Annotated in this window: 22 protein-coding genes; 10 read left to right on the forward strand and 12 right to left on the reverse strand. The window is 69.4% G+C overall.

Features of this window, described 5'->3' with window-relative positions; translation table 11 throughout:
- Positions 1-93: 93 nt before the first annotated feature.
- Positions 94-471 (reverse strand): hypothetical protein, encoded by a 378-nt coding sequence (locus tag TY25_RS35810; protein ID WP_042263982.1) that lies wholly within the window; start codon positions 469-471, stop codon positions 94-96.
- 432 nt (positions 472-903) lie between these two features.
- Here TY25_RS35810 and TY25_RS35815 point away from each other — a divergent pair, with 432 nt between their 5' ends.
- Together TY25_RS35815 and TY25_RS35820 are read left to right on the forward strand one after the other, a co-directional pair.
- The gene (locus TY25_RS35815) at positions 904-1,236 is read left to right on the forward strand and encodes a hypothetical protein (RefSeq protein ID WP_042263985.1); all 333 of its coding nucleotides are present in this window, start codon (positions 904-906) and stop codon (positions 1,234-1,236) included.
- 16 nt (positions 1,237-1,252) lie between these two features.
- Positions 1,253-2,686 (forward strand): RNB domain-containing ribonuclease, encoded by a 1,434-nt coding sequence (locus TY25_RS35820; RefSeq protein ID WP_042263987.1) that lies wholly within the window; start codon positions 1,253-1,255, stop codon positions 2,684-2,686.
- Between the two features lie 397 nt (positions 2,687-3,083).
- Here TY25_RS35820 and TY25_RS35825 read toward each other — a convergent pair whose 3' ends face one another.
- From TY25_RS35825 to panB, 5 genes are all read right to left on the reverse strand, one after another.
- A complete protein-coding gene (locus tag TY25_RS35825) occupies positions 3,084-3,971 on the reverse strand; it encodes a CHAD domain-containing protein (RefSeq protein WP_042263989.1) in 888 nt (295 codons plus the stop codon).
- A 3-nt stretch (positions 3,972-3,974) separates the two neighbouring features.
- On the reverse strand, positions 3,975-4,952 hold the full coding sequence (gene pip, locus TY25_RS35830) for a prolyl aminopeptidase (protein WP_081869319.1): 978 nt from the start codon (positions 4,950-4,952) through the stop codon (positions 3,975-3,977).
- A complete protein-coding gene (locus TY25_RS35835; protein ID WP_042263992.1) occupies positions 4,952-5,398 on the reverse strand; it encodes a hypothetical protein in 447 nt (148 codons plus the stop codon). Before TY25_RS35835 ends, pip begins: the two co-directional genes overlap by 1 nt.
- A 74-nt stretch (positions 5,399-5,472) precedes the next feature.
- Entirely contained in the window at positions 5,473-6,321 is an 849-nt protein-coding gene (locus TY25_RS35840; RefSeq protein ID WP_052383414.1) for a hypothetical protein, read from the reverse strand.
- 28 nt (positions 6,322-6,349) lie between these two features.
- Positions 6,350-7,207 (reverse strand): 3-methyl-2-oxobutanoate hydroxymethyltransferase, encoded by an 858-nt coding sequence (panB, locus tag TY25_RS35850; RefSeq protein ID WP_042264055.1) that lies wholly within the window; start codon positions 7,205-7,207, stop codon positions 6,350-6,352.
- A 205-nt stretch (positions 7,208-7,412) separates the two neighbouring features.
- On the opposite strand from panB, the gene TY25_RS35855 reads away from it, so the two are divergent.
- The 5 genes from TY25_RS35855 (at position 7,413) to TY25_RS35875 (ending at position 16,169) form a co-directional block, all read left to right on the forward strand.
- Positions 7,413-8,945 (forward strand): alpha/beta hydrolase, encoded by a 1,533-nt coding sequence (locus TY25_RS35855; protein ID WP_042263998.1) that lies wholly within the window; start codon positions 7,413-7,415, stop codon positions 8,943-8,945.
- Between the two features lie 99 nt (positions 8,946-9,044).
- The gene (locus tag TY25_RS35860) at positions 9,045-10,385 is read left to right on the forward strand and encodes a glutamine synthetase family protein (protein WP_014983044.1); all 1,341 of its coding nucleotides are present in this window, start codon (positions 9,045-9,047) and stop codon (positions 10,383-10,385) included.
- Positions 10,386-10,472: 87 nt separating this feature from the next.
- A complete protein-coding gene (locus tag TY25_RS35865) occupies positions 10,473-13,484 on the forward strand; it encodes a bifunctional [glutamine synthetase] adenylyltransferase/[glutamine synthetase]-adenylyl-L-tyrosine phosphorylase (protein WP_042264000.1) in 3,012 nt (1,003 codons plus the stop codon).
- Positions 13,485-13,648: 164 nt separating this feature from the next.
- Positions 13,649-14,593 carry an endonuclease/exonuclease/phosphatase family protein gene (locus tag TY25_RS35870; RefSeq protein ID WP_042264002.1) on the forward strand — a complete coding sequence of 315 codons (945 nt, stop codon included), beginning with the start codon at positions 13,649-13,651 and terminating at the stop codon, positions 14,591-14,593.
- Positions 14,594-14,723: 130 nt separating this feature from the next.
- Positions 14,724-16,169 (forward strand): neutral zinc metallopeptidase, encoded by a 1,446-nt coding sequence (locus tag TY25_RS35875; RefSeq protein ID WP_042264004.1) that lies wholly within the window; start codon positions 14,724-14,726, stop codon positions 16,167-16,169.
- On the opposite strand, the gene TY25_RS35880 is transcribed toward TY25_RS35875, so the two are convergent.
- From TY25_RS35880 to TY25_RS35895, 4 genes are read right to left on the reverse strand one after another with little or no spacing between them, the layout of a single operon-like run.
- The gene (locus tag TY25_RS35880) at positions 16,100-16,618 is read right to left on the reverse strand and encodes a 6,7-dimethyl-8-ribityllumazine synthase (protein WP_226887446.1); all 519 of its coding nucleotides are present in this window, start codon (positions 16,616-16,618) and stop codon (positions 16,100-16,102) included. The two genes, TY25_RS35875 and TY25_RS35880, sit on opposite strands and share 70 nt — an antisense overlap.
- Before the next feature lie 9 nt (positions 16,619-16,627).
- Positions 16,628-17,497 (reverse strand): alpha/beta hydrolase, encoded by an 870-nt coding sequence (locus TY25_RS35885; RefSeq protein ID WP_226887445.1) that lies wholly within the window; start codon positions 17,495-17,497, stop codon positions 16,628-16,630.
- A gap of 43 nt (positions 17,498-17,540) precedes the next feature.
- Positions 17,541-18,917: a M20/M25/M40 family metallo-hydrolase gene (locus tag TY25_RS35890; RefSeq protein WP_042264005.1), complete on the reverse strand. Its 1,377-nt coding sequence runs from the start codon at positions 18,915-18,917 to the stop codon at positions 17,541-17,543.
- Positions 18,914-20,584: a CocE/NonD family hydrolase gene (locus TY25_RS35895; RefSeq protein ID WP_042264007.1), complete on the reverse strand. Its 1,671-nt coding sequence runs from the start codon at positions 20,582-20,584 to the stop codon at positions 18,914-18,916. Before TY25_RS35895 ends, TY25_RS35890 begins: the two co-directional genes overlap by 4 nt.
- Before the next feature lie 147 nt (positions 20,585-20,731).
- On the opposite strand from TY25_RS35895, the gene TY25_RS35900 reads away from it, so the two are divergent.
- A complete protein-coding gene (locus TY25_RS35900; RefSeq protein WP_226887444.1) occupies positions 20,732-21,694 on the forward strand; it encodes a DMT family transporter in 963 nt (320 codons plus the stop codon).
- A 163-nt stretch (positions 21,695-21,857) separates the two neighbouring features.
- Here TY25_RS35900 and TY25_RS35905 read toward each other — a convergent pair whose 3' ends face one another.
- On the reverse strand, positions 21,858-22,958 hold the full coding sequence (locus tag TY25_RS35905; protein WP_042264010.1) for a glycosyltransferase: 1,101 nt from the start codon (positions 22,956-22,958) through the stop codon (positions 21,858-21,860).
- The gene (locus tag TY25_RS35910) at positions 22,958-23,698 is read right to left on the reverse strand and encodes a DUF2334 domain-containing protein (RefSeq protein ID WP_042264012.1); all 741 of its coding nucleotides are present in this window, start codon (positions 23,696-23,698) and stop codon (positions 22,958-22,960) included. The genes TY25_RS35905 and TY25_RS35910 overlap by 1 nt, the downstream gene beginning before the upstream one ends.
- A 287-nt stretch (positions 23,699-23,985) precedes the next feature.
- On the opposite strand from TY25_RS35910, the gene TY25_RS35915 reads away from it, so the two are divergent.
- Together TY25_RS35915 and TY25_RS35920 are read left to right on the forward strand one after the other, a co-directional pair.
- On the forward strand, positions 23,986-24,435 hold the full coding sequence (locus TY25_RS35915; protein WP_042264014.1) for a TY-Chap domain-containing protein: 450 nt from the start codon (positions 23,986-23,988) through the stop codon (positions 24,433-24,435).
- Between the two features lie 164 nt (positions 24,436-24,599).
- Positions 24,600-25,334: a DUF4191 domain-containing protein gene (locus tag TY25_RS35920; protein WP_029893784.1), complete on the forward strand. Its 735-nt coding sequence runs from the start codon at positions 24,600-24,602 to the stop codon at positions 25,332-25,334.
- Positions 25,335-25,385 lie beyond the last annotated feature (51 nt).

A 25,385-nucleotide genomic window follows, 5' to 3' on the forward strand; every position in this document is an offset into this window, starting at 1 on the left:
AGTGATGCCGGTGGCGGATACCGATACGGGTACGGCGGACGCTTTTCGAGCGCCGCCGTGCGCCCCGCATCGGTCAGCCGAAATAGCCGCGGCTCAGCACATCATCTTGGCCATCTGATAGATGGCCTTCGACTCCTCGGTGGTCGCCTCGGTCTTGCCGGAGGCCCGCTTGACGATGTTCTTGACGACCTCGTCCTCGGGCTTACCCGCCTTGATGTCCTTGCAGGTGTCACTCAGCACGGTGGAGATCTTCGCGTCGTCCTTGCCGTCGGCGAGTTTCGGGAACGCACCGCGGAAGCTGACGACGAACGCGCCCGCCTTCACGTTGTCGACGACCTGGGTGTCGCCGCTCGACTGCGCGGTGGTGGAAGAAGAGGCGGCATCGGTGGTGGCCTTGTCGTCCCCGCAGCCGGTGAGCAGCAGGGCAAAGAGGGTCGCGCTGGCCGCGAGAGCGGCGGTAGTTCTGATCACGGAGCGGGATGCTAGCGGGCCGGAACCAAAGTCGCCTCCCGTCCGGTGAACGGGAGGCGACAGGGTTGTGGCAGAAGGTTTGTCGCCTCAGACCGGGGAGACGACGAAGACCTGGGCCCAATAGGCTGCCTGGTCCGCGCCGATCAGCGGGGCCAGGTAGTCGAACAAGATCGATGACATAGCTACGGAACTCCCAATTGTCGACGTACAGGACATTTCAGAATGTGCGGGCCGAATGTGAGCCACGCTACGGCGGGCAACGTTAGCAGCCACGTCGGCGGCCTGCCCGCCGTGCCGGGCCGCCATGCCGATGCGCGAGTAACTAGCCGGACCGTGATCGACGTCATAAAGTAGGGGCCGTCGGCTTGGCCCCTCTGCCGGGCCGCGACGTTCTCTTCACACTTCGAATGCGGGAAAGCAGGTCTCAACTCTATGCGGATTGTTCGCTCACTGGTCGCCGGCGCGTTGATCGCCGGTGCTGCTTCGGTTTTCGCCATACTGGGGGCCGGTTCCGCCGGTGCCGTAGCGGTGACGCCGCTGCCGGGCGGGGTGCAGGTCGACCTCAGCCCTGCCGACACGGTCTGGGTCGCCCAGAACCGTTTCGGGCAGACCCTCGCCGGTCTGCCCCATCCTTCGGCGCCTTCCTTCGGTCAGGCGCTGGACGCGGCCGCCGCGGTGTCGGCGGCGGTCCCGGGCGGACATGTCACCTTCACCGTGTACGGGCCGCTCGATTCGTTGAACGGCACCATGCTGGCGTTGCAGTAGGACTGGCACACCCAGCGTGGAATTGCATCAGCGGATCGTCTCGGCGCCGGTCGACTTCGGCGCCATCCGTTCCGAATTCGGTTTGGCCTCGGCGTACCCCGCCGAGGCCACCGCGGAAGCCCGCGACGCGTCCGACGCGTTCGCGGGCGACCGGAACGATCGCACCGACATCCCGTTCGTGACGATCGACCCGCCGGGGGCCATGGATCTGGACCAGGCCCTGCACCTGGAGCGCACCGGCACCGGCTTCCTGCTGCACTACGCCATCGCCGACGTGGGCGCGGTGATCGATCCCGACGGCGCGCTCGCCAAAGAGTCCGGCGCCCGGGGACAAACCTTCTATCTGCCCGACGGCACGGTGCCGCTGCATCCGCCGGTGCTGTCCGAGGGCACCGCGAGCCTGCTGCCGCAGCAGCGGCGCCCGGCCGCGCTGTGGACCATCGAACTCGACGAAAACGCCGAACCGCAACGGTTTTCGGTGCAACGCGCGCTGGTGTGCTCGCGCGCCAGACTCGACTACGCGGGCGTGCAGGCCGATGCCGACGCGGGCCGCCTGCACCCCTCGATCGCAGCCCTGCCGGAATTCGGCAAGCGGCGCATCGAGGCCGGACTGGCCCGCGGCGCGATCGGTTTGCGGCTGCCCGCGCAGAGCATCGTCCGGGACGACCGCTCGCCGGGGCACTGGCGGCTGATCGTGGAACCGCGCACCGCCGCCGACGACTGGAATGAGCAGGTCTCGCTGCTCACCGGGATGTGCGCGGCCCGGATCATGCTCGACGCGGGCGCGCCCGCGCTGCTGCGCACCATGCCGCCGCCCGCCGAATCGGCGATCGCGTCCATGCGCCGGACCGCGGCGGCGCTGGGCGTCGCCTGGCCCGAGGCGCAACCGGTCGGGCAGATGCTCGCCGGACTTGACCCGAACACTGCGGCCGCGCTGGTGCTGATGTCGGAGGCGACCAGCCTGCTGCGCGGCGCGTCCTACACCGTGGTGAACGGCGATACGACCGGCGCGGCCCCGGAAACGTTGCAGCACAGCGCGATGCACGCGCCGTACGCACACATCACCGCGCCGCTGCGCAGGCTGGTCGACCGCTACGCCACCGAGATCTGCCTGGCTCGCTGCGCGGGAACTGAAGTGCCGCAGTGGGTTACCGACGGACTCGCCGACACCGCGGACACCATGCGCCGCAGCGACGCGACCGCGAACAAGGTCGAACGCGCCTGCATCGACCTCACCGAGGCGACGCTGCTCGCCGAACGCGCGGGCACGGAGTTCGACGCGGTCGTGGTGCGCGAAGCCAACGGCAACCGCGCCGCCGAGATCTTCATCGCCGATCCACCCGTGCTCGGCCCCTGTACCGGCGAGCCCCCCGAAGGCGAACAGGTGCGCGTCCGCCTGACCGCCGCCGACCCCACCACCCGCAAGATCGCCTTCGCCTACGCGCCCTGAGCGCGGGCCGCACCGTCCGTTGAACGCGGACGGTGCGGGACCGCACCCCTTCTGACTTCGCGCACCCCTTTTGTGTTCCCGCACCCGATATGGCAGGCCATATCGGGTGCGGGAAGACGGAAAGGGTGCGCGAAGTCAGAAGTAGTGCGGCTGCGTGGCCGGCCGATGCGACCCGTGAGGACAGTGCGCGGGGGTCCTCCGATCGTCGTGGTGGACAAGGGTGGGTGCCGACGAAGGGCTCCATCGGGCTTATCCAGCCGTGGCGGCGACGCGCAGTGCGCCTGACTCGGCCGGCGAGGTGGATGCGGCGGATGTGGCAGGTGTGGCAGGTGTACGCGGTGCGGGGCGACGGGATGCCAATGGCCCGGCTTGCCAGGCAGCGCGGAGTCGGAACGGGCTAGTCGCCGTTGGTAGTCAATGCAGCGGCAGCTTCGGGGTAGCGGCTCAGGGCCTGGCGCGCCGCGGTGTCTTCGGCGCCGGCGAGGATGCGGTACAGCGCCGGCTCTTCGCCCGCGGCACCGGCGTCGGCGGCGATGCCGTAGAGCGCGTGCTGGGATTCGACGGCGTCGCGGTGGTCGCCCAGGACGGTCTGCAGCCGTTTGGCGCGGCCGCCGAGGCCGGTCGCCGCGGCGGCCAGCACCTGCTCGGCGGCCTCGCAGGAGTAGCGTAAACGCTTGGCGCTCTTGCGGATATCGTGCAGCAGCTCAACCCGCTCGTCCGCCGTCACAGCGGTTTCCAGCTGGATCAGCCGTTCGACCCGCTCTCGATCACGTTGCAGCACAACACCGAAGAACTCGGCGGCGGACACTTCGGCGCGCCGCGCCCGCAACGGTGGTTCGGTGCGCCAGTGCGTGAGTTCGCCGCGCAGGTCGCGGTAGCGCGGGCTGTCCAGCGCGAGCAGGACATCGGCGTGCGCGGTGGCGTAGCGCTCCTGCTGGGCGGTGACCAGCCTGGCCGTCACCGGCGCCAGCTCCGCCTCCGAATGTTCGCCCTGCTGAGCGTGTTTGGTCAGCAGCACCGCGAAACGCTCACCGCGCACCTCGGCGTCGCGGGCCACGCCGAGAACACCGGCCAGCCACTTGAGCTCCTCGCCCATCGAGGCGGCCGGCTCGCGCTCGAAAAGACTGCGGTAGGACCGCAGTACGCTGCGCAGCCGACGGGTCGCGACCCGCATCTGGTGCACCGAATCGGGGGCGTCGGCCCGCACATCGGGTTCGGCGGCCAGCAGCCGGTCGACATCGTCGCGTAGTGCCGCGATGATCGCGTTACCGGCTGTGGCCGTCATGGGTTACCCCGCCTTCGCGAATCGGTCGGTGGCCTCGACCAGGTGGTGCGTGATGCCTGGTTCGTTCGCCGCGTGGCCCGCGTCGTCCACGATGTGCAGCTCCGAGTTCGGCAGCGCCTTGTGCAGGTCCCACGCGCTCACCGCGGGGCAGACGATGTCGTGGCGCCCCTGCACGATGACCGTCGGGATATGAGAAATGGTACCGGCGTCACGGAGTAGCTGGCCCTCTTCGAGGAACCCGCGGTGCTGGAAGTAGTGGTTCTCGATCCGGGCGAACGCCAGCGCGAACCGCGGCTCGGCGGTCTCGGCGACCCGGTCCGGTTGCGGCAGTAGCGCACTCGTCGCACCCTCCCAGGTGGACCAGGCGATCGCGGCCGCGAGCGCGACCTGTTCGTCCGGGGAGTGCAGCAGCCGGTGATAGACGGCGACGAGGTCGTCGCCGCGTTCGGCCTCGGGCACCGGCGCGAGGAACTTCTCCCACTCGTCGGGGTACACGTAGCCCGCGGCGCCGTTGTAGTACCAGTCGATTTCCTTGCGGCGCAACAGGAATATTCCGCGCAGCACCAGTTCGGTGACTCGCTCCGGGTGGGTCTGGGCGTAGGCCAGCGCGAGCGTCGAACCCCACGAACCGCCGAACACCTGCCAGCGCTCGATACCGAGATGCGTACGAAGCGCCTCCAGGTCGGCGATCAGATGCTGGGTGGTGTTGGTCGCCAGGTCCGCGTTGTCGGCGAGGTGCGGGGTGGATTGTCCGCAACCGCGTTGATCGAGCAGCACGATCCGGTAGGCCGCCGGATCGAAGAACTGTCGTTGATACGGCGAGGTGCCGCCGCCGGGCCCGCCGTGCAGGAACACCACCGGTTTGCCGTCGGGGTTGCCGCTGACCTCCCAGTAGACCGCCTGGCCGTCACCGACGTCGAGCAGCCCGGTGTCGTACGGCTCGATCTCGGGGTACAGCGTGCGCAGCGTGCTGCCCGCCATCAGAACGCCAGCCCGGAGGCCAGGTCGGTCAGCTCCAGCGCCTCGATCGCCTGCTTGTGCACGTCGGGGCAGCTCTTGGTGGTGATCCGGTCGATCACGGGCTTGTCGGCCAGCACCGCGCCGTTGATGCCGCCGTTGCGCAGCGCCCACTCGTGCACCATCGCGTTGAGGCCGATCCGGCCGAGCGTCGGGCCCTGCACGCGCCAGTTCGACAGCTCCGGGCGGATCATGTCGCACAGCTGGGACGCGGCGGCGTCGGAGATCTCCGGGGTGCCCGGCTTCGGGGCGGTGCTGCTCGGCTTGCTGGTCGCCGTCGCGGATCCCGTCGTCGAACCCGAGCTCCCGGTAGGGGCCGGGTTCGACTCGGTTCCGCAGGCGGTCAGTGCTGCGGCGGCGAAAACGCCTGCCAGCAGCAGCGTGCTGCGTGAGATCCAACGGCTGCGCATCAAATACCTCTGCTGTTGTCGGCAATGTCCGCCTCGAGTCTGCCATTGATTCGCCGGCAGGGCCCGGACCGCGTTCAGCGGAAGCTGCTGCGCAACTCGTCCAGCAGGGCTTCGACCGTGCGGGCGAACGGTGCGGCGGAGATGTCGATGGTGCGCCAGGGGTGCAGTGCGATCAGCGGGGCCAGCCGCTCGGCGAGGGTGATCTCGGTGCGCGAGATGGGACCGCCGCGCCGCCACTGCGCGAAGTATTCGGCCTGGTGTGGGCTGCGCAGGATCTTGTGCGACAGGAACGGATGGGTGATCACCGCGTCCGCCCAGTCGAAGAGCAGTCCGGTGCCGGCGAACGCGTTGCCGGGGTGCACGTCGTTGTGTTCGATGCTGAGCCGGTTGTAGTCGCCCAGTTCCGCGGCGGTCTCCGCGATCCGGTCGCCGAGGCCGGGGATGCGCGGCTCGTAGTGCTGGTAGACGGTGACCAACCGGGCGGGCGGCAGATACGGCGTCCCGGTGGCGCGTAGCTGCTCGATGTGCGGGGTGAGCGACTGCTGTAGTTCGGCGTAGGCCCGGACGAGCCCGGTCCATTCGGCGGCGGTGTCCGGGGCGACGTCACCCCCGTGCCTGCTGAGCAGCCAGCCGCGATCCGATTGCACCGCAACGGGTTCCAGCGCGCTGCCCGGGCATAGTCGGGCCAGTAGCTCCAACAGGTGGCCCTCGTGCGCGAAGGCGCGGGCGTTGGCTTTCGCCCAGATCGGACCCGCGCTGGTGGGGATACGCACGACCAGCGACCAGGCGCGCCGCCGGGTTTCCATCGGCGCGCCCGTGACAGTCACCCCGTGCTCGGCGAGGACGCCGAACGCCCAATCGGTCAACGGCTCGATCGACTGTCCGAGCAGTGCGGCGGGCGCCTGCACCACTCGGCCGGTCATCGACACTGCGCTGTTCGTTTCGAGCGGGTCAGAAGCTGTGCTCGGGACCGGGGAAGGTGCCCCGGCGTACCTCGTCCGCGTAATTCGCCGCCGCGGTACGCAATTGGTCGCCGATATCGCCGAATCGCTTGACGAACTTGGCGGTCTTGCCGCTGGTGTAGCCCGCCATGTCCTGCCAGACCAGCACCTGGGCGTCGGTGTCCGCGCCGGCGCCGATGCCGACGGTCGGGATGGTCAGCTTGCCGGTGACCTGCGCGGCCAGTTCGGCGGGCACCATCTCCATGACGACCGCGAACGCGCCCGCCTCCTGCACCGCGATGGTGTCGGCGATGAGCTGTTCGGCGCCGTCGCCGCGGCCCTGCACGCGGAACCCGCCGAGGGTGTTGACGCTCTGCGGGGTGAACCCGATATGCGCCATGACCGGGATGCCCGCCGAAGTGATCAGCGCGATCTGCTCGGCGACGCGCTCGCCGCCCTCGAACTTCACCGCGTGCGCCTGGCCCTCCTTCATGAACCGGGTCGCGGTGGCCAGGGCCTGCTGCGGCGAGGATTCGTAGGTGCCGAACGGCAGATCGGCCACCACCAGCGCGTGCGGTGCGCCGCGCACCACGCCGCGGACCAGCGGGAGGAGTTCGTCCACGGTGATCGGCACCGTGGTGTCGTAGCCGTAGACGACGTTGGCCGCGGAGTCGCCGACGAGCAGCACGGGAATGCCGGCTTCCTCGAACAGTCGCGCCGAGGAGTAGTCGTAGGCGGTGAGCATGGACCAGCGCTCGCCGTCGGCCTTCATCTGCTGCAGATGATGCACCCGGGTTTTACGCACGGCCTTCTTCGGCTGGCTGGGCGCCGCGCCGTAGGCAGGGGTTTCCGAATCGGATACGGACATCATCGTCCCTTTCGTCGCTGTCTCCTCGGGGCCCGTCCGGGTCCCCGGGTTCGTCTGACAGCTTCAGTGTGCCAGCTGTGACCGGCCCCGATTAAGGCTTCGGCCCGATGCAATTGGTCACATCACCCGAGGTTGCGGCCCTGACCGCGGCTCGTCGCGGACGGGCTGTTCGTCGGCGTGCGCCGGGTACTGCCAGTATCAGAGGATGGCTTTGGTGCGGAGTGGGCGCGGTGCGCTGATCGTGGCGGTGCTGGGATTGGTGGCGGCGGGGTGTACGACCGCGGGGCATCCGACGGGTCCGATGCCCGAGGTGCCCGCCGAATTGGGCAAGTTCTATCACCAGACCGTGCAGTGGGGCGGTTGCGCCGGCTTCGGTTCGGCGGAGGACCGGTTCGCGCCGAGCGCGGAGTGCGCGAAGATCACCGTGCCGATCGACTACGCCGCCCCGGACGGGGCGACCGCGCAGATCGCGGTGTCGCGGATCAAGGCCTCCGGCAAGAAGATCGGTTCGCTGCTGATGAATCCCGGCGGGCCGGGGGAGTCGGGGCTGACCATGTCGGGGCTCGGCAACAAGACGCCGCTGGCGCAGCGGTTCGATCGGGTCGGCTTCGATCCGCGCGGGGTGGGCTCGTCGACGCCGTCCATCGTCTGCGAGACCGCGCAGGAGCAGGACGCGGAGCGGGCCGAGGCACAGAAGGACAACACCCCGGCGGGAATCGCCGCTGCCGAGGACGAGAACCGGCAGTACGCGGACCGCTGCACCGCCCGGACCGGCAAGGAGTTCCTGGCGCACGTCGGCACCCGCGAGGTGGTGCAGGACCTCGACGTGATGCGCGCCGTCCTGGGCGACCCGAAGCTCAGCTACCTGGGCTACTCGTACGGCACCAAGATCGGGTCGGCGTATGCGGAGAAGTTCCCGGACCGGGTGCGCGCGCTCGTGCTGGACGGCGCGATCGACTCCGCGCAGGACCCGGTGCAGGAATCGCTGCGCCAGGCGGCGGGCTTCCAGAAGGTGTTCGACGCCTACGCCGCGGACTGCGTGAGCAAGGCGGACTGCCCGCTCGGTACCGACAAGGCGCAGGCGGTGCCGCGCTTCCGGGCGCTGGTGGATCCGCTGTGGGACAAATCCGCGCCGACCACCGATCCGCGCGGCCTCAGCTACGGCGACGCGCTGACCGGTGTGCGGCAAGCGCTCTATACAACCGACCTGTGGTCGGTGCTCACGCTCGGGCTGTCCGAACTGCGCGACGGCCGCGGTGACACGCTGCTGCAACTGGCCGACCTGTACGACGGCCGTCGCGACGACGGCACCTACAGCAACACCACCGACGCGTTCAATGCCATTCGCTGCGTGGACGATCCGCGGATCAGCGACCGCGAGGTCACCGGCAGGCAGGACATCGAGTACCGCAAGGCCGCGCCGTTCCTCGACGACGGCCGCGGCACCGGCGCGGCGCCGCTGGACCAGTGCACGGTGTGGCCGGTGCCCAACACCAGTGAGCCGCATCGGATCACGGTGACCGGCTTGCGGAAAACCGTGGTGGTGTCGACCACCGAGGACCCGGCGACGCCGTATCAGGCCGGTGTCGACCTCGCGTCCCAGCTGGGCGCGTCGCTGCTGACCTACCAGGGCAGCAGGCATACCATCGCGCTCTCCGGCGGTTCCTCGTGCGTGGATCAGGCGGTGATCGACTATCTCGTCGACCTGAAGGATCCGGCGCCCGGCCTCACCTGCTGAGCGACTCGGCGGCCGGGGAAATCTTTTTCCGGCAACAAGGACGGCACACTCAGCGTGTATGTAACACGGATTTAACGCCGGGTGCTTACGCTCGCGGACATGGATCGCCAGAAGGAATTCGTGCTGCGGACGCTCGAAGAGCGGGACATCCGCTTCGTACGTCTCTGGTTCACCGACGTCTTGGGTTACCTGAAGTCCGTCGCCATCGCTCCCGCCGAGCTGGAGGGCGCGTTCGAGGAGGGTATCGGCTTCGACGGTTCCGCCGTCGAAGGCTTCGCCCGGGTGTCGGAGGCCGATATGGTCGCGCGGCCCGATCCGTCCACGTTCCAGGTGCTGCCGTGGTCGACGAGCAAGGGGCATCAGCACTCGGCCCGCATGTTCTGTGACATCACGATGCCCGACGGTTCGCCGTCCTGGGCCGACCCGCGCCACGTGCTGCGCCGCCAGCTGAACAAGGCCGGCGATGTCGGGTTCAGCTGCTACGTGCACCCGGAGATCGAGTTCTTCCTGCTGGAGAACGGCCCGCAGGACGGCTCGCAGCCGATCCCGGCCGATTCCGGCGGCTTCTTCGACCAGGCCGTGCACGATTCGGCGCCGAACTTCCGCCGCCACGCCATCGACGCGCTCGAGTCGATGGGCATCTCGGTGGAGTTCAGCCATCACGAGGGCGCGCCCGGTCAGCAGGAGATCGACCTGCGCTACGCCGACGCGCTGTCCATGGCCGACAACGTGATGACCTTCCGCTACCTGATCAAGGAGGTGGCGATCGACGAGGGCGTACGCGCGACGTTCATGCCCAAGCCGTTCGCCCAGTACCCGGGCTCGGCGATGCACACGCACATGAGCCTGTTCGAGGGCGAGGCCAACGCCTTCCACGATCCGGACGATCCGATCAACCTGTCCGTCACCGCGCGCGCGTTCATCGCGGGCATCCTCGAGCACGCCCCGGAGATCAGCGCGATCAGCAACCAGTGGGTGAACTCCTACAAGCGGCTCATCCACGGCGGGGAAGCGCCGACCGCCGCGTCCTGGGGCCGGTCCAACCGTTCCGCGCTGGTCCGGGTGCCGATGTACACGCCGAACAAGTCCTCCTCGCGGCGCATCGAGATCCGCAGCCCCGATTCGGCCTGCAACCCGTACCTGACCTTCGCCGTGCTGCTCGCAGCCGGTTTGCGCGGCATCGAAAAGGGCTACACCCTGCCGCCGGAGGCCGAGGACGACGTCTGGTCGCTGACCGCCGCCGAGCGGCGCGCGATGGGCTTCCGGGAACTGCCCGGCACGCTGGACGAGGCGCTGCAGGCGATGGAGCGCTCCGAGCTGGTCGCCGAGACGCTCGGCGAGCACGTGTTCGACTTCTTCCTGCGCAACAAGCGCCGGGAGTGGGCCGACTACCGCAGCCAGGTGACGCCGTACGAGCTGAAGGAATACCTCGGACTGTGAACCCGGGCGGGCACCTGCGCCGTTCTGGTACCGAAGATAGGTTCCGGGGTGGCCTGCCGTTAGCTTCGAGCCTGTAATTTGAGAGCTATGGTCCGGCCACCGTCTGCCCGCTCCGCTGTCCCCGGTGTCGGTCGGCTCGGATTACTCGAGCCGTCCGCTGCTGCCACGCTGCGCGAATTGGGCTGGGACAACGTCGAAAGTATCCCCGTGCTGTGGGCGCTGTCGCGCGCGCCCGACGCCGACCTCGCGCTGAACACCCTGCTGAAGCTGTACGAGCAGCTCGGAACGGACTGGGCGGCACTGGATTCGGCGATCCGATCGGAAACCGCGCTGCGCGGCAGGTTGTTCGCGCTGATCGGCGCGTCCAGCGCGTTCGCCGATCATCTCGTCGCCGACCCGGCGGCCTGGGAGATCCTGCGGCGCAAGGCTTTGCCTTCCCGCGAGGAGGTGCTGGCGGATCTGCTCGACGTGGTCGACGCGGTGCCCGAAACGGGAGCCAACGCGGGTCCGATGATTTTCCGGGCGGGCGAGCACGGTCCCGAGGTTGTGGCGTTGCTGCGCAAGCGATACCGGGACCAGCTCATGCTGCTCGCGGCGCTCGACCTCGCCGCGACCGTGGAGAACGAGCCGGTGCTGCCGTATCAGGTGGTCGGCAGGCACCTCACGGACCTGGCCGATGCCGCGCTCACCGCCGCGCTGTCGGTGGCGGTCGCGCGGGTCTGCAAGGACGGTCCGGTGCCGGTGCGCCTCGCCGTGATCGCCATGGGCAAGAGCGGTGCCCGGGAACTGAACTACGTCAGCGATGTCGACGTGGTCTTCGTCGCCGAACCCGCCGACGCCACCGCCACCCGGCTGGCCGCCGAGATGATGAGCGTCGCGAGCGCGGCCTACTTCGAGGTCGACGCGGCGCTGCGACCCGAAGGCAAGGCGGGCGCGCTGGTCCGCACGCTCGACTCGCATCTGGCCTACTACAAGCGCTGGGCACGCACCTGGGAGTTCCAAGCGCTGCTCAAGAACCGGCCGATGACCGGCGATCTGGAACTCGGCGAGCAGTACCGGGCCGCGCTGATGCCGATGGTGTGGAACGCCTCCGAGCGTCCCGACTTCGTCGCCGATGTACAGGCGATGCGGCGGCGGGTGGAGGATCTGGTGCCCGCCGATCTGCGTGAGCGCGAGCTCAAACTGGGGCACGGCAGCCTGCGCGATGTCGAATTCGCGGTCCAGCTCCTGCAATTGGTGCACGGGCGGGTCGACGAGTCGCTGCATGTGCAGGGCACCGTCGAGGCGTTGACCGCCCTGGCCGCGGGCGGGTACGTCGGCCGGGACGACGCCGCCAATCTCACCGCGTCCTACGAGTTCCTGCGGCTGCTCGAACATCGGCTACAGCTGCAGCGGTTGCGGCGCACGCACACGCTGCCGGCCGCCGACGACGAGGAAGGCATGCGCTGGCTGGCGCGCGCGGCGCACATCCGGCCCGACGGCAGGCAGGACGCGGTCGGTGTGCTCGGCACCGAGATCCGCCGGAACGCGGTGCGGGTCAGACGATTACACGCCAAGCTGTTCTATCGTCCGCTGCTCGAATCGGTGGTCAAGATGGACCCCGACGCGCTGCGGCTCAGCCCCGACGCCGCGATCCGGCAGCTGGCCGCGCTGGGCTACCAGGCGCCCGAACACGCACTCGGGCACCTGAAGGCGCTCACCGGCGGGGTTTCGCGTAAGGGCCGCATCCAGGCGCTGCTGCTGCCGACCTTGCTCGAATGGCTCGGTGAGACACCGAATCCCGACGCGGGCCTGCTCGCCTACCGGCGCGTGTCGGAGGGGCTCGACGACCAGATCTGGTTCCTGCGCGAACTGCGCGACGAGGGCGCGATCGCCCAGCGGCTGATGATCGTGCTCGGCTCCTCGGAATACCTGCCGGACCTGCTGATCAACGCGCCGGACACGATCCGCATGTACGCCGACGGGCCGGGCGGGCCGCTGCTGCTCAGCCCGCAACCCGAAGACGTCGCGCGCGGCATCATGACCGCGGCGTCCCGTTATGAAGACCCGAAACGCGCTGTGGCGGCGGCACGTTCGCTGCGCAGACACGAACTGGCGCGGATCGCCTCGGCCGACCTGCTCGGCATGCTCGACGTGCAGCAGGTGTGCCGGGCGCTGTCCTCGGTGTGGGTCGCGGTGCTCGAAGCCGCGCTCGCGGCGGTGATCCGGGCCAGCGAGGCGGAACTGGGCACGCCTGCCCCCGCCGATTTCGCAGTGATCGGGATGGGCCGGCTCGGCGGCATGGAACTCGGGTACGGGTCCGACGCGGACGTCCTGTTCGTCTGTGATCCCCGGCCCGGCGAAGACGAGACCAAGGCCGTGAAGTGGGCGATCAACGTCGCCGACAAGGTGCAGCGTCTGCTCGGCGCGCCCAGCACCGACCCGCCGCTGCATGTGGACGCCGGGCTGCGCCCCGAGGGCCGCAACGGCGCGCTGGTGCGCACCCTGGCCGCCTACGCCGCGTACTACCAGCAGTGGGCGCAGCCGTGGGAGGTGCAGGCGCTGCTGCGGGCGCACCAGGTCGCGGGCGATCAGCAACTCGGACTGCGTTTCCTGCACATCATCGACAAGGTGCGCTACCCGGAGGGCGGCGTCTCCACCGAGGCGGTGCGCGAGATCCGGCGGATCAAGGCCCGCGTCGACGCCGAACGGCTGCCGCGCGGCGCGAACCCCGCCACGCACACCAAACTCGGCCGCGGCGGCCTCGCCGATATCGAGTGGACCGTGCAGTTGATGCAGCTGCGCTACGCCCACGACGTGCTCGGCCTGCACAATACGTCCACGCTGGAATCGCTCGACGTGATCGAGCAGACCAAGCTGCTCGACACCGCCGACGTCGAACTGCTCCGCGACGCCTGGCTCACCGCGACGAAGGCCCGCAACGCCCTGGTCCTGGTGCGCGGCAAGCCGACCGACCAACTCCCCGGCCCCGGCCGGCTACTGTCCGCGGTCGCCCGAGTGGCGGGCTGGCCGAACGACGACGGCAGCGAATTCCTCGACCATTACATGCGGATCACCCGCCGGGCGAAAGCGGTGGTGGAGCGCGTGTTCGGCCAGTAGGCCACGGCAACACCGGACTGCCGCACCAGTTCTGTGTTCTCGCACCCCGACTTGCCGCGTGACACACCGGGTCTCGACGCAGAAGGGGTGCGTCTGTTGGCACCCACACAAGTGCTGCACAGATACGACGCGGTTGCTCCACAACGGGCGCTTAGGGTCGGGGTATGCGTGGATGGGTGGAACGTTTCGTACTCGGAGTGGGGTGGTGCGCTGCCGCGGCGGGGCTCGCCGGGCTGGTGCTGCACTTCGTGGCTTGGCGGCAGCGGCCGTTGGCGCTGTTGGCGTCGGGGGCCACGTATCTGATGGTCGGGGCGGTGGTCGGGCTGGTGTGTTTCCTGGTCGTCCGCGGGTGGCGCAGCGCGGGCGTGGCCGCGGTGCTGGTCGGGGTGGTGCTGTGGACGGCGGTGCCGACGTTCGTCCCGCAGAGTCGCGCCGCCACCGGTCCCGAGGTGAACGTGATGCAGTCGAACCTGTTGTTCGGTGGTGCCGACGCGGACGCGGTGGTGCGGGCCGTCCGGGACAACCGCATCGACGTGCTGACCGTGAACGAGCTGACGAACGCCGCGGTCGATCGACTGGCCGCGGCGGGACTCGACGCCGCACTGCCGCACCGCTACCTCGAGCCGACCGCGGACGGCGGGGGCGGCACCGGGATCTACAGCCGATATCCGTTGCGCGACACCAAGAAATACAGCGGGTTCATCCTGAACCAGGTCTCCGCCACGATGGAGCATCCGGACCGCGGACCCGTCGCGGTGTTCGCCTTCCACCCGATCCCGCCGCCGATGAACTTCGCCGACTGGCTGGCCGAGATGCGCCGCATCCGCGAGATCCTGGCCGCGCAACAAGGTCCGGCGATCGTCGGCGCGGACTTCAACGCCACCCGCGACCACGCCGCCTACCGCGAACTCCTGCACGGACGATTCGAATCCGCCGCAGATCAGGCGGGCGCGGGCCTGCTGCTCACCTTCCCCGACGACAAACAGTGGGGCCCGATCATCGGCATCGATCACGTCCTGCTCGCCGACGCCGAAGCCGAGGAAGTCCGCACCCTCAGCATCCCCCGGTCCGACCACCGAGCCCTGATCGCCCGAGTCCGTTTGACTTGACCTACGACATCCTCACCTCTGGTCGCGCGCGCGTGCGGCCTACTACCATCTAGGGCACGGCGGGCAGGGGTCTGCTGAAATCTCCGTCCCTCCTGAGTGAGCGGCGCGCGGTGGTTCGGGAGGCGCAGCGATGGGGAAGCAGCGGTGGCGGATCGGCGCGGTGGTGGTGCTCGCGCTGTTCGGCATGGTGCTCGCGGGATGCGGTGTGACCGTGCAGGATCCGGCGGCACCGCAGGCGCCGGCCACCGAGACGGACTGGGAGATCGCCGGTTCGATGACCGCCACGGGTCCGAGCGGTCCGCGGCCCGGCGTGCCGGACGCGCCGCTCAGCGCGACGAACGGTGACGGCGGCAGGTTCGACACGCTCGCGCTGAACTCGCTCGCGGATCTGCAGGAATTCTGGACGACGGAGTACCACAAGGACTTTCCGGGCCCGTTCACCCCGGTGCAGAACTTCTTCTCCTGGTCGGCGCCGGCGCCGAAAGACCAGGCGATCCGCTTCTGCGACGAATCCACCTATCACGTCGTGAACGCCGCCTACTGCGGTCTCGACCACACCATCGGCTGGGACCGCGGCGTCCTGCTGCCGCAGGTCGTCGAGAAGTTCGGCGAGATGGCCGTGGTGATGGTGCTCGCGCACGAATACGGGCACGCGATCCAGGGCCAAGCGCGATTGGCGGGCGTGCGCACCCCGACCCTGGTGCTGGAGCAGCAGGCCGACTGCCTGGCCGGGGTGTTCTTACGTCATGTGGCCGAGGGGAATTCGGCGCATTTCACGGTGAACACCACCGACGGACTCAATGCGGTGCTCGGCGCGACGGTCGCCTTCCGCGATCAAGGGTTCGGCGATCCGGGCAACGCGCACGGGTCGGCGTTCGAGCGGGTCACCGCGGTGCAGATCGGCTATTCCGACGGCACGAAGGGCTGTAAGGCGTTGACGCCGAAGGAGATCGCGCAGCGCCGCGGTCAACTGCCGGTTTCCTTCGGCGTGGCCGACGCGCTGTTCCAGCTGCCGGTGAATCGGCAGTCGCTGGAGCGGTTGAGCCGGACGCTGCTCGCGCTCTTCCCTACGGCCGAGCCGCCGCGGTTCGACTACGCGGGGACCGGTGGTGACTGTGCGAATATTACTGCGACAGAGCCGGTTTCGTATTGTCCGACGGCGAACCGGATCGGCACCGACGTGCCCGCCCTCACGAAGCTGAGTGCGCCCGCGCGCGGCGAGGCGGAACTGCTTTCGGCGATGGTGCACGGCGACTACTCCGCCTTCGTCCTCTTCGTCTCCCGCTACACCCTTGCCGTGCAACGCGAACGCGGGTTGTCGCTCACCGGCGCGGAGACGGCGGGTTTGCGCACCGCGTGCCTGTCCGGTGTGGTGTCCACGAAATTGAGTGAGCCGGGCGGTGATCTGCGGCTCTCGGCCGACGATCTCGACGAGGCCGTGTCCGAACTACTGACCGCGGGTCTGGCCGCGAGCGACGTGAACGGAAAGGTGGTGCCGAGCGGGTATCAACGCGTCGAGGCGTTCCGCACGGGGGTGCTCGACGGCGAGGCAGCGTGCCTGTCGCGGTACCGCTGAACCGGCAGGGAGCGCAGCGAAGTCAGCGTGGCGGCCAGTGCGCGCGCGGCCTGCGCACCCTTGGTCACGAAATGCTCGGTGAAATACGTGACGTGCTCGCTGTGTTCGTGGAAGTGATGCGGGGTGAGCACGACGGAGAACACCGGCACGTCGGTGTCCAGCTGCACCCGCATCAGCCCGTCGATCACCGCGGACGCGACGAAATCGTGCCGGTAGATGCCGCCGTCCACGACCAGCGCCGCGGCGACGACCGCCGCGTATTTGCCGGAGCGGGCCAGCCGCTGGGCGTGCAACGGGATCTCGAACGCACCGGGCACCTCGAAGACGTCGACGGTGGCGGGGTCGTAGCCGAGCTCGGCGTATTCGGCGGTGAAACCTTCGTAGGCCTTGCCGACGATCGAGCTGTGCCAGCCGGCACGGAGGAAAGCGATGGATCCGGTAGTTCCCATGGCCGGATCTTACTTGCCGGTAACGTGCGCCTCCAGCCAGTCCACCACATTGCCGAGCACCTCGTCCTGCTCGGGTTCGTTGAATATCTCGTGGTAGAGGCCGTCGTAGCGAATCGCGGTGAGGTCTTTGGAGCCCGCGCCCCGCTCGATCAGGTCCGTGCCGGCGGGCGCGGCGATGGCGTCGCCGGTGCCGTGCAGCACCAGCAGCGGCACGGTGAGCCGGCCGAGGCGCTGCTTCACCAGGGTCGTCGTGTCCAGGATCTCGACCGCGGTGCGGGCGGGCAGGCTGCCGCGATAGACCAGCGGATCGTTGTCGTAGGCGCGGACCACCGCCGGATCGCGGCTGATCTGCGACGAATCCAGTTTCAGCACACCGAGATTCGGCGTGATCCGGGTGAGTAGCGGCGCGACGAGGCGCTGCAGCGGGTTGCCGAGCGGAATGACCAGCGGCGGCGCCGACAGCACGATGCCCGCGACGTCGACCGGCGCGCGGGTGGCCAGGTGCAGCACGATGAGGCTGCCCATCGAGTGCCCGATCAGGAAGCGCGGCACGTCCGGGTATTCGCGGCGCGCGATGTCCAGCATCGCCGCCACGTTGTCGGCGGCGCCGTCCATCGAACCGATATTGGCCTTGCTGCCCGCAGACTTGCCGTGGCCGATGTGGTCGAGCGCGTAGACCGCGAACCCGGCGCCCGCCAAACGCCGGCCGACATGGGTGTAGCGGCCGGAATGCTCCGCGACGCCGTGCACCAGAACGATCACGCCGCGCGCCTGCGCCTCGGGCAGCCAGGCGCGCCAGGCGATTCCGCTGCCGGTGCCGTCGAATTGCCCGGTCTCGGTACGGATGCCCGCGTCGTCGCGCTCCGGTTCCGCGGTCACGACCGTGCCTCGCCGGTGCTCGGCTCGGTCCTGCTGCGCTCACTCATGCATCGGCTCCTGATGGGTGCGGCTCGCTGCTCGTCGAGTACGCCAGCTCGGTGAAGAGCCGCCGGTTGAACTCGATGAGTCGAGCGTAGTTCACCCGGGAAAGGCGTTCGTCGGTTCCGTGGATCGAGGCCAGATCGCGTTCTTCCAGCACGATGGGGGCGAAGTTGCAGCGGGTCGCGGCCAGGTCGTGATAGTGCCGGGAGTCGGTGGCGCCGGGCACGATGCCGGTGGTGATCACCGTTCCTGGGACGATGGCCTGCGCGATCTCGGCGATGAGGCCGAACGCGGCACCCGGGGTGGCGTGCACCGTCGGCTCCGAGCACACCCCTTCCGTTTCGATCCGGACACCGCTGTCGCGCACCACCTTCCGGCAGTGCGCGAGCACCGAGGCGACGGAATCGCCGGGCAGGATGCGGAAATTCACGAACGCCTCGGCGTGCTGAGGGAGCACGTTCGATTTCACGCCGCCCCGGATCACAGTGGGCGCGGTGGTGGTGCGCACCAGGGCCTCGGTCTGCGGCCGCGCCGCCATCACGCGGGTGACCAACGGCGCGACCAGATCGGCGAGGCGCAGCAGTTGCCTGCGCGGTGCGGGCATGACCGTGCGCACCCGGGCGAGCATGTCGGCGGTGACCGGGGTCATCCGCAGCGGCATCGGATGGTCCTGGATGCGGGCGACCGCCCGGGCGATCCGCCCGACCGCCGTTTGCTTACCGGGCATGGACGAGTGCCCGCCCCGTTCGGTGACCGAAAGCCGTACCGTCGCATAGCCTTTCTCGCCCACCATGATCGTGGCGACCGGTGGTTCGATGCGGTCGGCGACGCCGGTGGTGATCATGCCGCCCTCGTCCAGCAGCAGGTTCGCGGACACGCCTTGCGCGCGCAGGCGCTGCGCCATGTGCATCGCGCCCGTATCGCCGAAGACTTCCTCGTCGTGCCCGAACGCCAGAAAGATGGTGTGCCGCGGGCGGATTCCGGCCGCGAGGGCGGCCTCTACCGCCTCCAGGATGGCGAGCAACCTGCTCTTGTCGTCGATCGCGCCACGGCCCCAGATGAATTCGTCGTCGACGACGCCCGCGAAGGGCGGATGCGTCCAGCGCTGCGGATCGTCGACCGGCACCACGTCCTGGTGGGCGAGCAGAATCGCCTCGACCTGATCGGGCTCCACCCCCGCCCACCGGTAGAGCCTGCTGTGCCCGAACCGCTCCAACTCGAGTTCCGCGTGCACCCGGGGGAAGGATTGCTCGAGGTGTGCGGAGAGCCGGTCGAAAGCCGCGTCGTCGATATCGTCCGGATCGTCGGTGGACACGGTGACGCAGCGCAATGCGGCCGCAAGGCGCTCGGCGGTGCGATCGTCGACCGGCTCGGTCATCGGTCGCCGCTGCGGTTCGGCAAATTCATGGACACCGTTGCATTGTTCAACACGCCGGGCCCCAGCGGGATGGTCTTCTCGTTTCGCCACTTCACGATGCCCTCGGTGAGACCACCCGGCAAGTCGGCCACGCGCGCACCGGTGAGCATCGGCAACTCGACCCGGGCCTTGGTCACGGTGACCGTGGCGAGCGCCGGAGTGTGCGACCAGACGTCGTCGACCACGTCGGTGACCCGCACACCGATGCGATGACCGGCCGCGATCGGCCAATCCTGGCCGAGCAGGCGGACTTCGGCGGTGCCGTCGCCGACCGGCGCGATACCGCGGGTGATCACGGTGGCCAGGTTGTCCGGGGCGATGTCGTATAGCTCGACCGCGACCGTGGCGGCCGCGGGGCCGTCGAGTTGCAGTGTCGCGGTCGGAATTCCGGACAAATGCTGGGCTTGGGCCAACGGCTCTGAGACAGACCAGAGTTCGCGGTCGGGCCCTGGCACCAACCCGCGGTCGGTGTAGCTGCCTGCGCGCAGATCCACCGGCACACGGGCGGCATCGGCCGGCGGCCAGGCGGTTTCGGCGCGCCAGCGACCGTCGAACTGCCCGACCGTGATTCGCGGACCGGGGATCTCGACATCGCGGCCCGCCACATGCTTGTCGAAGAAGGCCAGCAGTTCGGTGTCGAAATGCGGTGTGCCGCATTTCTCGTGGCAGGTGCGGTGACCCCATTGACCGAACCAGGCACGGTGCGCGCCGGGCCCGAGGCCGTTCCACAGATCGAAAACGCGATAGGCGCGGGTGTTGTAGTCGACGAAACCCTGCCCGAGGAACAACGGAATGGTGTTGCCGCGCAACGGCCCGACCAGATCACGATCGCGCCAGAATGCCGAATTGCCGTCGTGATTGCCGGTCTCGGCGAGATATTGCTGATAGCACTGCATCGGCAATTGCGCGGCGGCGGCCTGATATTCGGGCGAATCTTCCGGGCGGCCCGGCGTCGACGCGATCAACAGATGTTCCAGGCCGGCGAAATCGGCTGGGCGCACCCCGCTCTCGGTGACCGGCTTGCCGGAGAACTTCCACGACACGCCCTGCATGTACAGGTACGAGTACGGATCGACCACCGGCTCGAAGGACGCGACGGCGGCGAGCCCCTTCGGCTTCGTCGCCAGACCCATCAAACCGGTCCAGCCCTCGTACGAGGTGCCGAACATGCCGACCTTGCCGGTGGACCACGGCTGATTCGCCGACCACTCCACCGCGGTCGCGACATCCGAGCGTTCACCGGGGCCGCCGAAATCGGGGCAGCCCGCCGAGCCGCCGAAACCGCGCAGGTCGACGATCACGTAGGTGTAGCCGGCGCGCAGGAACATGTCCGCTTGCAGGTTCTCGGTGGACGGTCCGCCGGTCAATCGCGGTTCGCTCAGATACGCCAGGTGCGCGCGGTACGGGCTCACGGTGAGGATGACCGGCGTGCGGACATCGTCGGCGAGACCGTCCGGTCGCAGGACGTCCGCGTGCAGGCGGGTGCCGTCGGGGGCGTCGATGAACGCTTGCTTCCACTGGAACGGCACGCCCAACGGCTCCGCCGCGGCGGTCACCGGGATGGCCGGGGCCAGCAGAAGCAGCAACCCGCACAGGGCGCGCAGCAGCACACGTCGTTCGCTCACCATAGGACTATCGAGTGTGCCCGGACGACCGTCCAGACCCTGGAACCGGGGTAGCAGATCAGCGGATCGCCGGACGAATGTCGCCGGTCGTCGCCGACTCGCCGGGCGAACGCCATCCGATGTTCACTGCGACCCGCCAGCATTGGCGCTATGGCGGAACGCGTCGAAGCGCTGGACGGGACGCCGATCGATGCGGCCGCGGTGGGGACGATCACGCTCGCGCTGGTGGCCGCGCTGCTGTTCGCGGTGTCTGCGGCGCTGCAGCAAGGCGCCGCGCGCGCAGCCGCGACCGCGGATCCGCAGGGACGGTTTCTGGTGATCGCCGGCATCGCCCGGCGGCTGCTCACCGATCGGCGCTGGCTGGCCGGGCAGGGCGCGAACGTGGCGGGGTTCGTCGTGCACGCGGTGGCGCTGCGGCTCGGGGCGATCGCGGTGGTGCAGTCCCTGCTGGTGGTGCAACTGCTGTTCGCGTTGCCGTTCGCGGCGGCGCGGCGCAGGCGGCCGCTGCTGCGGCGGGACTGGGCCGGGACGGTTTTCGTGTGCGCCGGGCTGATCCTGCTGGTCGGGCAGAGCGCGTCCAGCCACACCGAGTTGCGGCCCGAACTGTTGCCGACGGCCGGTGCCGGAGTGTTCCTCGTGATCGTCACGCTGATCGCGCTCTCTCGCCTGACCCGCGCCACCCAGGTGCGTTCGGCGCTGGTCGCCGTCGCGGCGGGTTGCTGTTTCGCCACCACGGCCGTCCTGGTGGTCATCGCCACCACCGCACTGCCGGGCCTGAGCTGGGCGCTGCTCGGCATCCCGATCTCCACCGGTCTGGGCGGACTGCTCACGCAGGAGGCCTATGCTCGCGGCTCGCTGCCTACCGCGCTCACCGCGATGACCATCACCGACCCGGTCCTCAGCTATACCGCGGGCGTCACCCTGTTCGCCGCCGTCCACCCCCGTGCGGTGCCACTGCTGCTCGCGGCCGTCCTGGTGATCACCGGCATCACCCTGCTCGCGAACTCGCCCACCCTGCACGACGAACGGGTCGACGGCGTGCCCACGAAACGAGTGCGGGCGTCCAGCGACGGGGAGCGCGCGCAGCGGGTGGTTTCGGACGTGGTCGCGTAGGCAGCGCCGTGGCCGCTGGGGTCAGGGTGTGGCGGGGGTGCCGCTGGGGTGAGAGTGGGGCGGGGACGCCCTTGGAGACTGCACGGGCGGGCGGATCTGCACCCTCTCGAGGGGATTCGCGCGCTGGTGAGGCGGAGCCCGAGATGCGGTGCGGCGGTTGGGGTCAGGCGGCTTCGTAGTCGGCGTAGAGGGCGAGCATGCCTGCGACAGTGGCGGACCAGGGGAAGCGTTCCGCCGCACGGCGGGCGGCGCGGCGGCGTTGCGGGGCGGGGACCGTCAGAAGGGCCCGGACGCCTGCCGCGAGGCCGTGCGGGGAGCCGTCGGAGACGATGCCGGAACCGGCGGCACCCACGAGTTCACCCGCGGCGCCTTCGTCGGGGACCACCACGGGAGTGCCGCAGGCCAGCGCCTCCAGCACCGCGAGCCCGAAAGTCTCGGCGGGGGAGGGGAATATCGCGATGTCGGCCTCCGCGACCAAGCGTGCCATCGCGACGCGATCGGTGAGGTGACCGTGGAAGAGCACCGGCAGCCCGGCGGCCAGGCGTTCCAGCCGGTGCCGCAGCGGGCCGTCACCGAGCACAGTCAGCTCGCAGCGCAAACCGGAATCGACCAGCACGCGCACCGCTTCGATGGCGCGTTCGGCGCACTTCTCCTTGGACAACCTGCTCACCAGCACTAGGCGCACCGATTCGCCGGTGGTGCAGGATGTTTCGGTCGCGGGACGAAAAGTGCTCAGATCGACCCCGAGCGGGACGCGCCGCACGTTGGTCGCGCCGATGCGAGCGAACTCCGCCGTCGCGAAACTCGAAGTGACCACCACTTTTTCGGCGCGCACGCAGAGGCGGCGATTGGCCAGGTCAGCGGCCGTGGCCAGGGGGAACCCGGGTGGGACACGGGTGCGCAGGATGGCGTCGATGCGTTCATGGGAGAACAACACGAGCGGCACCCCGGTGCCGCGCGCCCACGGCGCCAGCCACCGCACGCTCAGCTTGTCACTGCATTCGAGTACGTCCGGGTGCAGCAGGTCGAGAATCGGGCGGGTCCGGCGCGCGGTCAGCACGTGGTAGCCGCCCGCGCCGAACTTCGGGCTGCGCACCGTGATTCGCCGCCCCGACGCCGTCGCCTCGTCTCCGTCGGCGGGCCCCGGCACCACGAGCACTCGCTCGTGCCCGGTCGCCAGATAGCCCCGCCCGATCTCGTCCAAGCAGGTCCGCAATCCGCCCGAGGCCGGCGTATAGAAGTTCGCGATCTGCACGATGCGCATCAGGAGGCCGCCGCTTCGATCAGCTCGGCGTACGTGGTGGGGCGCGCGCCGGCGCTGAGGGCGGCGTCGATGGCGCGCAGGGTGGCCGCGCGCAGGCCGGGATGGTGCAGGTCGTCGGGGTGCAGGGCGAGCCGGACGAGCCCGCCGTTGCGCGCGTTGCGCCGGGCGAAGGTTTGCAGCATGGCGGCGCCGAAGCGTTCGGACCAGCCGCCGCCGGGCCGGTGCGAGAGGGCGAAGCCGCGCTGGCGTCGGCCGGTGCGCAGGTCCTTCGCGCCGAAGTGATCGGTGGTGTGGGTGAAGCCCGCTGCGCGCAAAGCCTGTTCGGCGGCGGGCGAGGCCAGCCACCCGGGTGGGGTGAAACCCGTTGTGGACAGCCCTGATTCGGCCATCACGGCGGTGGCGTCGCGGAGCTTGGCCGCCGCCTGGCCGTGGTCGAGCGCGGCGAACTCGGCCGCGCCGCGGGCCACCGCGCGCCCGAGCGTCCGACGCGGCCACCCGCCCTCGGGTCCGGCGCGATGCGACCACCCGTGCACCATGATCTCGTCCCCCCGTGCCCGGCGTTCCCGCAGGAAGCCCGCATACTCCGGCTGCCGCGCCAGCGACGCGCCACGCCACGGCCCGGGTATCACCAGCAGCGATACCGGGATCCCGAACCCGTCGGCATCCGCGCACCACCGCGCCGTCTCCGCCGCACTCGCGGGTGCGACGTCATGGACGCTCACCACCAACCGCGCACACACGCACCGCAAGCTAACACCGCCCGGTTGCCACCAGCTGAACAGCAGCGTGCCGCTGCCCGACGAATCAGCACCCCGCCCCGATTTCGCGCGTTGCCGCGGTTTGCCCGCGCCCGTTTCCGCGTGTCGAAGCGGATGCGAAAGGGTCTCCGAGTAACTACCGCGGACCGGTAAAGGGTCATTCGGTTTGGCTATGATGTGGGTGAAGTGTCCGGGGTCGCAAGACAATTCGCCTGGTGTCTCAGGCAGGGCGGCGTATGATCGGGCCAGTGCGAGCGCCCGGGGGAAAAATGAACGAGCCGGTGACCGCGGACTGGGAACAGTTCGTTCAAGCGCTGGCGCAATGTCTGTCCGAACTTCCCTCCCGGGCCACGTTGATCATCGCCGCACCGGGAAATCGGTACGTGCAGTTCATGCAATACGACATCAAATTGTCGGCGGAGCTCGCCGGTAACCACTATCTGGCGCAACCCATTCCGGATGCCGCCGCGGCGGAATTACGGGAACTCGGCTGGAATGAGCCGATGCTGCGGCGCGAAGTCGATAATTGGACCAAGACCCTGTTCTGGCCCCTTTCGCTGAGCAGCCTGGTCGAGTTCGCGCGGTCGGTCGCCATCGGGTTCCGCGACGCGCTCGGCGTGGCGACGCCGGTGGAGTTACGGGCCATGGGGTGGACCGAGGCTTCCGGTAATCTGGATCTCACCGTGCTGGGCTCGATGGCCCGGCGCGGCTGGAACTGACCCGCGCCGCGCGGGACTGCCGTCGGCGGGTGCATCCCGGCGTCGGCCGCGGCCGGTGAGAAAAGCGCGCCTCGGCCCGGCGGTGATGGGCCGACGCACCGGGAATCGACGGCCTGGGACAGGCGTGGCGAAATCGGCGCGACGTGGGCACTATCCTGAGTGACATGGCAGCAGGTAAGCCCACCAAGGAAGCGAAGGCCGCGGCGAAAGCGGCCCGCAAGCAGCAGTCGAAAGAGCGCAGGCAGCAGCTCTGGCAGGCGTTCCAGATGCAGCGCAAGGAAGACAAGCTGCTGCTGCCGCTGATGATCGGCGCGCTGCTCGGCATCACCGCGATCTTCCTGGTGATCGGCCTGATCTTCGGGCTGACGTGGCTGCTCGTCCCGTTCGGCGTGGTGCTGGGCGCGCTGGCCGCGTTCATCATCTTCGGCCGCCGGGTGCAGAAGAGCGTGTACGGCAAGGCGGAGGGTCAGGCGGGCGCCGCGGCCTGGGTGCTGGACAACCTGCAGGGCAAGTGGCGGGTGACCAACGGCATCGCCGCGACCACCCAGCTCGACGCGGTGCACCGGGTGATCGGCCTGCCCGGCGTGGTGCTGGTCGCCGAGGGCTCCCCGCAGCGGGTGAAATCGCTGTTGGCGCAGGAGAAGAAGCGCACCGCGCGGCTCATCGGCGACACCCCGATCTACGACGTCGTCATCGGCAACGACGAGGGACAGGTGCCGCTCAAGGAGTTGCAGCGTTACCTGACCAAGCTGCCCCGGAACATCGACACCAAGCGGATGGACCTGATCGAGGGACGCCTGTCCGCCCTCAGCTCCCGCACCGGCCCGGCCATGCCGAAGGGCCCGATGCCCGCCGGCGCCAAGATGCGCGGTGTGCAGCGCACCATCCGCAGGCGCTGAAACTCGCACACCGCGGGCCCGTACCTCTCTCGAGAGGTGCGGGCCCGCGGT

Source organism: Nocardia brasiliensis NBRC 14402 (genome assembly GCF_000308475.2).
Classification (GTDB): domain Bacteria; phylum Actinomycetota; class Actinomycetes; order Mycobacteriales; family Mycobacteriaceae; genus Nocardia; species Nocardia brasiliensis.